The sequence below is a fragment of the Cupriavidus sp. 01L46 genome (assembly GCF_056399905.1).
Map to the genome: position 1 here is coordinate 1 of NZ_JBFTSF010000244.1, position 10485 is coordinate 10485.

Genomic DNA, 10485 nt, shown 5'->3' on the forward strand with positions numbered 1-10485 from the left:
ACCCCTTCCCATCCCGAACAGGACCGTGAAACGACTCCACGCCGATGATAGTGCGGATACCCGTGTGAAAGTAGGTAATCGCCAGGCTCTCCCTTGAAACCCCCCAGTACGAAAGTACTGGGGGGTTTTGCTTTTGTGGCTGCGGTTTTGCGCGATCAGCGCTGCCGACAGCGCTCCGGCTCGCCAGCCTGGCGAGCCAGTTCCTTCGCTCAAGCAAGGCCCGAGAGGCCGCCAGAAGCCGTTTTAGAGCCTCTGGCGAGCCCCCTATAGGGTGAAGGTGTTCTTTATTGAATGCCGACGATGATGGTGCGATCGGGCAGCCTAGCTGGTGCCAGGTCAACGCTCCGAAGTCTGTCCTTCCCTACTTTGCATAGTACGGAAAGTGCTTGACAGCCAAGGAAAGTTACACCATAATCAGAAGTTCACTGCGGAGAGGTGCCCGAGTGGCTAAAGGGGGCAGACTGTAAATCTGTTGGCTTACGCCTACGTTGGTTCGAATCCAACCCTCTCCACCAAGAATTGCAAAGCAGTAGTGAGTACCCGGCAGGTGTCGGTGAAGCAGAAAGCGTGGTAACCCGGCGGGTGTAGCTCAATGGTAGAGCAGAAGCCTTCCAAGCTTACGACGAGGGTTCGATTCCCTTCACCCGCTCCAGCTCCAGATTGCCCGGGTTCTTGCAGTTCTAAAAAGCAGCATTCAAGTTTCGCCCATGTGGCTCAGTGGTAGAGCACTCCCTTGGTAAGGGAGAGGTCGGCAGTTCGATCCTGCCCATGGGCACCAGTCTTTTCCCCAGGTTCGCGTTCTTCGCGCGGGCTGTCAAAGCTAGCTGGTGCCGGCAAGCTGTTCCTCCCGGCCCACGCCACGCTCGCCAATGCGGAATCACCGCACCGGCTGCCTTCAAGCTTCTCGTTCCTCGTTTCAGGTTTCAGCTTCCCCCAAACATAAAGCTCGACACGGTAATGCCGCCAGCGAAGTCGTCTTCGTGGTAGACGCGCGTGGCAATGTCGTCCTCGGCCGCGCCCACGGCGACCATCAATGGCAACAAGTGCTCTTCTCGCGGATGGGCCTGCCGGGCGGCGGGCGCGCTCTCCCAGCCAGTTAGCGCGGCGGTGCGCTGCGCTGGGGTGGTCGTCGTCAGCGCTTGCTGGAGCCAGGCATCGAACGCGGCCGATGGCGCTTTCCCTGCGGGGCCGAACGCGCGCAGGTTGTGGTAGCTCAGCCCGCTGCCCACGATGAGGATGCCTTCGTGGCGCAGCGGCGCCAGCGCTCGCCCGAGTGCGAGATGCGTTTGCGGATCGAGCCCTCGCTTGAGCGAGAGCTGCACGGTTGGCATGTCGGCGTTGGGATAGATGGCGGCCATCGGCGCAAACATGCCATGGTCGAAGCCGCGCAGCGGATCGAGCCGTGCGGCCAGGCCGGCGTTCTCGAGCAAGCCCTGCACGCGTGCGGCGAGCTGCGGTGCGCCCGGTGCCGCGTACTGAATCTGGTAGGTGAAATCCGGGAAGCCGTAGTAGTCATAGACCATGGGCGGCTTCGGGTTGGCCATGACCGTGAACTCCGGCTCCTCCCAGTGCGCTGAAATCATCAGTACGGCCTTGGGCGCAATGCCCGTGCGCTGCACCAGCTGGGGCATCTGCTGCAGCGCGGCCTTGAGCTTGTCGTAGCGGCCGCCCATCTGGGCTTCCATCCAGGGCCAGGGCCCGCCGCCGTGCGAGATGAAGAACGTAGGGAGTGCAGGCGTTGTCATCCGAGCCTCCTGTTGACGTGGTGTCAGTGTGGGTGGCGCTGCCCGGCGGCGTAGCCGAGCAGGCCAGACAAATCGCGCGCGGCGCGCTTGACCTCGCGCTCCACGCGTTCGCGAAGATCGGGGGCGCGCTCGAAACGAATGTCCGGGCCGGCCACGCTGATGGCAGCCACCGTGGTGCCGCTGGCGTCGCACACGGGCGCCGCGCAAGAGTCGATGCCGGGCTCGAACGCGGAGAAGCTCCAGGCGCAGCCGCGCTCGCGGTCGGCGGCGAGGATGTCGCCCAGGCGGGCATACGTGGCCGGGCTTTGCCCGGTGACGGTCGCCAGCGGTTCCTCGCCGAGCCGCTCGCGCAGCGTGTCTTCCGGCAGGCCGGCAATCAGCATGCGGCCGGGCGTGGTGAGGTGCGCCGGCACACGGCTGCCAACCTGGATATTGCTGACCAGCGAGGTCTGCGGCATATCGCGCAGCAGGTAGAGCACGTCGCCGCCATCCAGCACGCCGAGATAGGCGGAGAGCTGCAGCGATTCGCTCAGGGCGGCCAGAACGCGCCGCGCAAAGACGGTGAGATCCTTGCCTGCCAGCACCTTTGCGCCCAGCTTGAGCAGAGCGAAGCCTGCCTGGTGGCCGCCCTGCGGCAGCCGCTCCACCATGCCTTCGTGCTCCAGCGTGGCGAGCAGGCGCATCACGGTGACGCGGTTCACGTCGATGCGCCGGCCGACTTCGCTCAGGTTGGTAGTGGAGCCGCCTTCTGCGATAAAGCGCAGCAGCCGCATGGCGCGGATCACCGGGCTGACCAGTTGCGTCTTGTCTTCGTCGCCGCCGTCGGCGGCATCGCTTGCGTCGGGCGCGGGCTGGTTCAGCTTGGGGTTCTTGCTCATCGGTTCCGTGGACGGGTGGGCGGCGAGGTAAGCCTGCGGACTTGGTGCTTAGCCGAGGGCTACCTGCCAGGCGTTGTAATCGTACACCCAGTCCGCGTTGCCGCCTTCCTTGAGCCACGCGTTGCTGCGCGAGCCGATCTGGATGCGGCTGGTGCGCTCAAAGCGCGCGGCCCGGTAGCGCGCGAGCGCGTTGGGGATGTCGTCGCCATTGGCTTCGGCCAGGCAGCGCGCCAGTACCACGCCATCCTCGATGGCCATGCCGGCGCCTTGCGCCATGAAGGGCATCATCGGGTGGCAGGCGTCGCCCATCAGCACGACGTTGCCGGCTGACCAGGCGGGCAGCGGATCGCGCACGTACAGCGCGGAGATCAGCACGTCGTCGCAGGCATCAAGCAGCGCGCGCGCTTCGGCATGAAAGCCCGCGTAGGCCGCGCGCACGTCTTCCACGCGGCCCGGCGTGGTCCAGGATTCGTTGCGCCAGGCTTCCTGCGCCACCGTGGCGAAGATAAAGATTTCGCGGCCGCGGTTGAGGGGGAAGGTGACGATCTGCGAGGTCGCCTCCGGGCCCCACCACTTGGTGAAAGCCTGCAGGTTCGGCACGCCGGCAAGGCGCTCGGCCGGCACCACCGCGCGGTAAGCCACCACGCCGGTGAAGACCGGATGCTCGGGCCCGAACAGCGCGGTGCGCACGGCCGAGTGGATGCCGTCGGCACCGATCAGCACATCCACGTCTTCCTGCGTGCCATCGGCGAAATGCAGCGTCGCGCCGGCCGCATGCCGCTCGATCTGCGTCGCCTTCTTGCCCAGCTTGATGCAGGCCGCCGGCAGGGCGGCTTCCAGCGCGGTCATCAGGTCGCCGCGGTGCATGGTGAGCTGCGGCGCGCCGTAGCGGATCTCCGCCTCGTCGGACATGGCCAGCCGCGAGGTTTCCTCGCCGGTGTTCCACACCCGGCTGATGCGGTGGCTGGGCCGCGCGGCGGTCTCGCGCAATGCCTCGCCCACGCCCAGGCCATCCAGCGCGCGCACGGCATTGGGTGTGAGGTTGATGTCCGCGCCGACCCGCGCGAAGCGCGAGGCTTGCTCGAAGACCACCACGTCCTTCCCGAGCTTGCGCAGCGCAATCGCCGCGGCGAGTCCGCCGATGCCAATCTTTTGTGAAGCCATGGTGCTTGTTCCTCTGGGGGTCGCCTTGGTGTGGGCCCGGGTGTGCGCCTCGCTGCTCAGCGGCTGCGCTTGCCGGCTTGCATGTTCAAATATGAACGTAGTGTTCATAAAAGAATATAAAGACGAAATGGGGATGTCAATCCGAGGGTTTACGCGAAGGGGAACGAAAAAGGAGGCCGCATGGGGCCTCAGGGGAAGTGAAATGGGAGGAGCGGGGGCGATGCGTTGGTGGTAGTCCGCCCGTGCTTCTGGCCAGCCGGCAACCGAAGCCGGCAGCTTACTGCTGAGCGATGGTCGCTCCGAAATCTGCTGCCATACGCCGGCGGTGGACTCTGCCCCTGGAACGCCGTCGTTGGCAATGGCTTGCCAGGCTCGCGGCTGCGCACGACGTCATAAGGCCGTAGAGCTTCGAGCTGGTTTTGCCGTTGATCGCTGCAGCCCCAAGTACAAGCGCGGGCCGATGCCTGGCTTGTTCGGGGCGCTGGGCCTCCCGAGTCGACTAGTGCTGACGCTTAGAGCTTGGCAACAGCCATCAACTCCGCGACCGTAACCTCAAGCGCAGTCGCAATTCTCAAAAGATGCATCATCCCCAAATTCTGTCCTCCCCGTTCCACAGAACTCATATAGGAGCGGTCGATGCCGGCCAGATGGGCAAGCTCTTCCTGGGAAAGGTCACGCCGAAGGCGGACCTCCCTGATCGCGGATCCCAACTGAACAAGAGGGGCGGCACCACCGTGCCTTGGGGAAGCTATTGGCATTTAGAGGCTTGGAGGGCAACTGGCGGTTGAGTATCTGGGGAGCGAGGCAATCGGTGCCCCCTGTCATGGCGAGCGCACCAAGCCATCTCTGGTAAGTTGCGGTCTCACCTGGGCGCATCTCCCGGCCGATCCTGGCACGCAATTCGTCACTTTGGTCTTCCATCGTTTTCCTTGCCGCTTTCCGGTCAGAGTTCACGCAATACCCAGCCACTGATAAACGCAAAATACTCGCGCAGCCAGGCGTTGTAGCGTAAGTACAGCGGCGTTGGCGCTCCTGCGCCAGACACCGCCTGGAACCCAGCCTTATGCGCGATCCGCTTTGCGCGCACCAGATGAAAATCACTGGTCACCAGCACCAGCGGGTCTGCGGCGCTCACGCCCTGTTGCGCAAGCAAGCGGTGGCTGAAGAGCAGGTTTTCCTCCGTGCTGGTGCTCCGGTCCTCCCGGATCAGGCGCTCCGGTGCCAGGCCGTGCGCGATCAGGTAGTCCGCCATGATGTCCGCCTCACTACACCGCAGCCCGAAATCCTGGCCGCCGCTCACCACGACTCGCGCCGCCGGCCATTGCCGTGCCAGCGCCAGTCCTTTGTCCAGCCGTGCAGCCAGGGTGGGCGACGCGGCGCAGTGTGGCGTGCCGGAGCCCAGTATGAGGATGGTGTTTGCCGCCGGTCCCGTTGCCGGGAAGTTCGCGTTGCTGGCGCTGATGAAATAGAAGAACATCCCTAGCGTCACCAGCCACACGGCAAATGCGGTGCGGCCCAGCGCCCAGATCCATCGACGCCGTGGGCTGGCCGCGCGCCAGCGCGCTACCCTCTCCCAGCGCCATGACAGCGCGAGAAAGGCCGCGCCGATCGCCAGAGGGAGGACGACCCCAAAGTTGAACAGCCCCATCAGCATCAGGGCGATGGCATCGGCCACCAGCAGTGCGCCAAGCAGGGCAAGGCAGGCGCGCCGCCAGAATGCGCCAGTCTTCAAGTCATGCATTGTTGTTCAGACCCATATCGTTAGTCAGCATGTTTTGGCGAATTTAAGCGTGCTTATGTGTGTTTTGGCGTGATTCAAGGCCAGGCACTGGCGGGCTGGCCAGTCAGCCTTCAGATCAATCGACAATGACGGGCGTGTCACTGGCATCCAGGCAAACGGTCAGTTGCGAGCCTGCTTTGCTGAAGGCGCAATGCGGTAGCGGCGCGCGCAGCGCGTTGGCGAGGGGGATGGCGACGAAGATCAGGATMAATGAGCCGGCGACCACGGATCGCACCACCACCTTTGTGCTCGATATCGGACGGTGACGCCGTGCGCGGGCCGCTCTGACATGCAGGAATACCCCGCCAATCAGCAGCGCTACGCCGACCAGCATCGCTGCGGCAATCTCTTCCCGCTCTGGCGAGAGCAACAGGTTGCCATCGTGCGTGACGGGATAGTGCAACAGCCACCAGGCCCCCGCGCCTGTTTGCACGATCCCGGCCATGCACCAGGCTGCGCGGTGCCCGGCCAGACGAAACGCCGTTGCCACGAGCAAGCCCGCCATTGCCGCGATCCAGGCGCCGGCATACATCAGTAGATTGAAACTACCGCCAAACAGGATGCCGCCCGCGTCCAGTGGCCGCATTCCATGGAAGTCGATCAAGCCGAGACACGTCAGGATGCCCAGGAGGGCAATCCAGCTCAGCGCGGTGTCCAGCCATAACCACTGCTTGGGCACAGGTTGCGTCATTGCGCCATGGGTGCATTGCCGGCGTTCTGCCCACGCATCATTGAGCCTGGCTCTCGCCCAGCGAGCGCAGGAGGGCCGGCACCTTGGCGCTGCTGGTGGCCTGCACGCKGGTGATGAGGTCGTAATCCACCCGGCGCATGCCGTAAGTCTCGGCGATATCGTGCTGCAGGCGGTGCCAGAGGTGGCAGGTCATCTGCGCGTCGGCCATGGCCCGGTGGGCGCGCCCGGCCTTCGGCAGGCGCAGCATATCCACCAGCGTCGACAACCTGTGGTTTTGCGCATGCGGGTAGACGCGCCGCGAAACCAGCATCGTGCAGGCGAAGGTCTGGTCGGCCGGCACGCCCAGCAGCGAGAGCTCGGCCTGCCAGAACCTGCGGTCGAACCCCGCGTTGTGGGCCACCACGGGTTGCTTGCCGACGAACTGGGCCACCTCCCGCATCACCTTCGACGCCGCGGGTGCCGACGCAATCATGTCGTTGGTGATGCCGGTGAGGTGCACGACGTCCGAGGGAATGCGTCTGCCTGCGTTCATCAGGCTTTGATACTGGTCGACGACTTCCCCGTCGCGCAGCAGCATGACTGCGATTTCCGTGGCCCGGTCGCCTTGACGCGGTGACAGTCCTGTCGTTTCAAAATCCAGAACCGCAACTGTCTGCATGGTGTTCTTTCCTGTTTCCTATTGTTAGTGAATCGCCCGCCCGGGGTGGCGGGTCAGGACGACTGCGTCTGCGCCGCCGGTGCGGGCTGCAACGCCCGCCGCCGCGCGCGCGCTGCCAGGCCGCTGCCCAATGCCCAGCGCAACGTGGGCGCCAGCACACGCATCCCGGCCAGCGAGACCGGACGGCGGATCGCGGTGCTGCCGTGCAGCCCGAGCTCGCGCTGCGCCCAGCGCGGCAATAGCGCAATGCCCGCGTCGCCCATGACGCGCACCGCCGGCACCAGCAGCGGGCTGGCCACTGGCATCGCCATGACCAGCCGCACCACTTCGCGGGTGCGGTCGCTCACCACCAGTTGGGGCCGCATGCGCTCCAGGTAGCCGGCGATGGCGTCGGCGCTGCGTGGCACGCCGGTGGCGCCGAGCCGCTCGGCGATCTGTGCCACCTCCGCGTAGTAGCGGTCCTGCTCGGTGACCGAGAGTGGGCCGACATAGCGCAGGTAGGCGGTGAGAAAGCTCGACACCTCGGCCACATGCACCCAGGTCAGCAGCGCCGGATCGTCGGCCGCGTAGGGGCGGCCATCTGGCGCCGTGCCCTTGATCGCCGCGTGGATGCGCCTGACCCGGTCAATCAGCGCCAGTGCATCGGCGCGGTTGCCGTAGGTGGTGCCGGCGATGAACTGCGCGGTGCGGCCCAGCCGGCCCTGCATATCGGTGCGGAAGGTGGAATGATCCCACACTCCGGCCAGCGCCAGCGGATGCATGGTCTGCATCAGCAGGGCGCTGACGCCGCCAGCCAGCATCGCGGGGAAATCCGCGTGCACGCGCCAGCAGACCGCGTCCGGCCCGAACAGGCCGGGATCCCCGGGCGGGTTGTCGTAGTCGAGGCTGAGGCCGGAGTTGCTGCGGGTCAGGCCCCGCACCTGCGCGCCGGCACGGGCGCGCAGGCGGTCGAGCAGCCGCCGGGGGAGGGGGGCGGCCTGGGGCGTGGAGGGTGGGGTGCCGGGTTGTTGGCCTTGCGAGCCGCTCATAGGTGCCTGGTGTGCGTGATATGCGAGGTTGATCGACCGCCGCGCAGTAAATGCATCAGTAAATGCTCAGTAGTAATGCAGGTCGGTCGCCTTCCCCCAGAATACACGGTAGGCATACACCGTGTAACCCAGGATGGTCGGCAGCACCACTGCCGCGCCCACCAGGATCACCCCCAGCGACTCCGGCGCGCTCGCAGCTTGCCAGATATCGATCTTGTCCACCACCAGGTACGGGAAGATGCTGTAGGCCAAGCCGTTGAACGCCATCAGGAAGATCACCGCCGTGCCGGCGAAGGGCACCCAGCACCAGCGGTCGTTGCCGCGGTCGTGCATGGCCGGCAGGCGCCGCAGCAGGCGGTCGATGAGGATGAACAGTGCCACCGTGACCAACGGGATCGGCGCCAGCAGGATGATGTTGGGCAGCGAGAACCATTTGTCGAAGATGCGCTGGCTTACCATCGGCGTGACCAGCGAGATCGCCGCCACGCCAATGCCGGTCAGCCACAGGCTGCGGCGCGCCCAGTACATGGCGCGCCGCTGCAGGCTGCCGCTGGTCTTCATGATCAGCCAGCCCGCGCCCAGCAGGCAGTAGCCCGCCACCAGGCACAGGCCCACCACTACCGCAAAGGCCAGGTCGGGCCAGCCGTGCTGGAATCCGGTGATATACAGGCCGAGCATCAGGCCCTGCGAGAAAGCGGCCAGCAGCGAGCCGGCGTAGAACGCGCGGTTCCACCACGGCTTGTGGTGCGCGCGTGCCTTCACGCGGAAGTCGAACGCCACGCCGCGCAGGATCAGCCCCGCCAGCATCAGCGCCACCGGCAGGTAGAGCTGGGTCAGGATCACGCCGTGCGCAATGGGAAAGGCCACCAGCAGCAGGCCCACGCCCAGCACCAGCCAGGTCTCATTGGCATCCCAGAACGGGCCGATGGAGGCGATCATGGTGTCCTTGTCGGCATCGTCCGCGCGGCGCAGCAGCACGCCCACGCCCAGGTCGTAGCCATCCAGGATCACGTAGACCAGCATGGAGATGCCCATCAGGGCCAGGAACACCAGCGGCATCCAGCCGGCGGGTTGGGTCAGGTCGGTCATTCTGCGCTCCGCAGTTCGCCAGGCAACACGGCTTGAGAGGGTTCGGTCCGCGGGTTGTCCACCTTCGGGTCGGTCCCGGCCTTGCGCGCCAGGTAGAACACCACCGAGACGTAGGCCGCGATCAGCGCCAGGTAGAGCGCCAGGTACATCGCCAGCGTGSWGGCGATCATCGCSGCSGGCACCTTGGASGCGGCCTGCGCGGTGGTCAGCACGCCGTACACCAGGTAAGGCTGGCGGCCGATCTCGGTCACGTACCAGCCAGCCACCAGGGCCACCCAGCCGGAGAAGGTCATGGCAATCAGCACGCGGGCCATCCACGGCGCGGGCTGGCCACCACGGCGCAACTGCCACGCCGCCACCCACGATGCCGCCAGCATCAGCAGGCCCACACCCACCATGATCCGAAAGGCGAAAAATAGCGGCGCCACCGGCGGGTGCTTGTCGCCAAAGGCATCGATGCCCTTGATTTCGCCATCCATTTGATGCGTCAGGTAGAGCGAGGCCAGCTTGGGAATGGCGATCTCGAAATCATTGCTTTGCGTGCTTGCGTTGGGCACGCCGAACAACACGGCGGGCGCGCCCTTCTCCGTCTTCCAGATCCCCTCCATCGCGGCGATCTTGGCCGGCTGGTGGTGCAGCGTATTCAGGCCATGCAGGTCGCCCGCCACGATCTGCAGCGGGATCAGCACCGCGGCAATGGTCACGCCGGTGCGCAGCGACGACAGCACCTCCGGCACCCGGTCGCCACGCAGCCAGCGATAGGCGGAGATGCCTGCCAGCAGGAACGCAACAGTCAGCCCCGACGCCAGCAGCATATGCACGAAGCGGTACGGGAACGACGGGTTGAAGATCACCGCCAGCCAGCTCGTCACATGCGCGCGGCCATCGATCATCTCGAAGCCCGCCGGGGTTTGCATCCACGAATTCAGCGCCAGGATCCAGAACGCGCGGACCGGCCACGTTGCCCACCGTCTCCATATAGCCCGGCCAGTTGGTGCCAAACTGGAAACTCATGGTGATGCCGCTGACCACGCCCAGCGCAAAGGTCAGCGCAAAGATCTTCACCCAGAAACGGTACGCCGCCATCCAGCGGTCATCGCCGGTCCTATTGAAGCGCAGCTTGAAAAACAGCAACACCCAGCCCAGCGAGATGCTGATGGTGGGAAACAAGATGTGGAACGTGATGTTGGCGGCAAACTGCACGCGCGCAAGCACCACCGGGTCGAGCGACGAGAACATGCAACTACTCCTTCCGGGTGCGGGTCGTCTTGGCTTTCACGGTACTGGCAGGGGGTGTGCCGGCGCGGGCTTTTCCGCCGATGGCCAGGCTGAGCTTGTCCTTCACGTCCAGCAGCTTGTTGACCTTGGAGCCGAGCTTCATCAGCTTCTCCAGCGTGGCCACATCCAGCTTCTGGATCTCGCCGAACCAGCTCGTCACCAGCAGGATCAGCC

9 protein-coding genes, 3 tRNA genes, 1 rRNA gene and 2 pseudogenes are annotated in these 10485 nt (G+C 65.4%); 4 read left to right on the forward strand and 11 right to left on the reverse strand.

The genetic code is table 11. The features are described from left to right. From rrf to AC1DS3_RS29610, 4 genes are all read left to right on the forward strand, one after another. A 5S ribosomal RNA gene (rrf, locus tag AC1DS3_RS29595) occupies positions 1-87 on the forward strand; the annotation flags it as partial. Between the two features lie 342 nt (positions 88-429). Beyond that, positions 430-515, forward strand: a tRNA-Tyr gene (locus AC1DS3_RS29600). 63 nt (positions 516-578) lie between these two features. Then, positions 579-652 (forward strand) — tRNA-Gly (locus AC1DS3_RS29605). Between the two features lie 51 nt (positions 653-703). Further along, positions 704-778: transfer RNA gene (locus AC1DS3_RS29610), tRNA-Thr, on the forward strand. A gap of 145 nt (positions 779-923) precedes the next feature. On the opposite strand, the gene AC1DS3_RS29615 is transcribed toward AC1DS3_RS29610, so the two are convergent. From AC1DS3_RS29615 to AC1DS3_RS29665, 11 genes and pseudogenes are all read right to left on the reverse strand, one after another. After that, positions 924-1745, reverse strand: coding sequence for a DODA-type extradiol aromatic ring-opening family dioxygenase (locus tag AC1DS3_RS29615; RefSeq protein WP_441630977.1), 822 nt, complete (start codon positions 1743-1745; stop codon positions 924-926). A 23-nt stretch (positions 1746-1768) separates the two neighbouring features. Continuing rightward, positions 1769-2623 (reverse strand): IclR family transcriptional regulator, encoded by an 855-nt coding sequence (locus tag AC1DS3_RS29620; RefSeq protein ID WP_441630979.1) that lies wholly within the window; start codon positions 2621-2623, stop codon positions 1769-1771. Positions 2624-2671: 48 nt separating this feature from the next. Next, positions 2672-3787, reverse strand: a complete 1116-nt coding sequence (locus AC1DS3_RS29625; RefSeq protein WP_441630981.1) for an FAD-dependent monooxygenase — start codon at positions 3785-3787, stop codon at positions 2672-2674. A gap of 512 nt (positions 3788-4299) precedes the next feature. Further along, positions 4300-4545 carry a helix-turn-helix domain-containing protein gene (locus AC1DS3_RS29630; protein WP_441630983.1) on the reverse strand — a complete coding sequence of 82 codons (246 nt, stop codon included), beginning with the start codon at positions 4543-4545 and terminating at the stop codon, positions 4300-4302. A gap of 185 nt (positions 4546-4730) precedes the next feature. Then, entirely contained in the window at positions 4731-5462 is a 732-nt protein-coding gene (locus tag AC1DS3_RS29635; RefSeq protein ID WP_477128508.1) for a YdcF family protein, read from the reverse strand. Positions 5463-5643: 181 nt separating this feature from the next. Next, on the reverse strand, positions 5644-6246 hold the full coding sequence (locus AC1DS3_RS29640; RefSeq protein WP_477128509.1) for a hypothetical protein: 603 nt from the start codon (positions 6244-6246) through the stop codon (positions 5644-5646). A 49-nt stretch (positions 6247-6295) separates the two neighbouring features. After that, complete coding sequence (locus AC1DS3_RS29645) at positions 6296-6916, reverse strand: 3'-5' exonuclease (RefSeq protein WP_477128510.1); 621 nt, start codon at positions 6914-6916, stop codon at positions 6296-6298. A gap of 53 nt (positions 6917-6969) precedes the next feature. Further along, positions 6970-7944, reverse strand: a complete 975-nt coding sequence (locus AC1DS3_RS29650; RefSeq protein ID WP_441630991.1) for an oxygenase MpaB family protein — start codon at positions 7942-7944, stop codon at positions 6970-6972. Positions 7945-8010: 66 nt separating this feature from the next. Then, positions 8011-9033: a cytochrome d ubiquinol oxidase subunit II gene (locus AC1DS3_RS29655; RefSeq protein WP_441630993.1), complete on the reverse strand. Its 1023-nt coding sequence runs from the start codon at positions 9031-9033 to the stop codon at positions 8011-8013. Further along, positions 9030-10272, reverse strand: a pseudogene (locus tag AC1DS3_RS29660) (cytochrome ubiquinol oxidase subunit I). The gene AC1DS3_RS29655 and the pseudogene AC1DS3_RS29660 overlap by 4 nt, the downstream one beginning before the upstream one ends. Positions 10273-10276: 4 nt before the next feature. Next, a pseudogene (locus tag AC1DS3_RS29665) lies at positions 10277-10485 on the reverse strand (ArsR family transcriptional regulator); the annotation flags it as partial.

Excerpts from the sequence above, each read along its gene's own strand:
- AC1DS3_RS29620 (WP_441630979.1), bottom strand. The coding sequence starts at position 2,623 with ATGAGCAAGAACCCCAAGCTGAACCAGCCCGCGCCCGACGCAAGCGAT.
- AC1DS3_RS29625 (WP_441630981.1), bottom strand. The coding sequence starts at position 3,787 with ATGGCTTCACAAAAGATTGGCATCGGCGGACTCGCCGCGGCGATTGCG.
- AC1DS3_RS29615 (WP_441630977.1), bottom strand. The coding sequence starts at position 1,745 with ATGACAACGCCTGCACTCCCTACGTTCTTCATCTCGCACGGCGGCGGG.
- AC1DS3_RS29630 (WP_441630983.1), bottom strand. The coding sequence starts at position 4,545 with ATGCCAATAGCTTCCCCAAGGCACGGTGGTGCCGCCCCTCTTGTTCAG.
- AC1DS3_RS29650 (WP_441630991.1), bottom strand. The coding sequence starts at position 7,944 with ATGAGCGGCTCGCAAGGCCAACAACCCGGCACCCCACCCTCCACGCCC.
- AC1DS3_RS29655 (WP_441630993.1), bottom strand. The coding sequence starts at position 9,033 with ATGACCGACCTGACCCAACCCGCCGGCTGGATGCCGCTGGTGTTCCTG.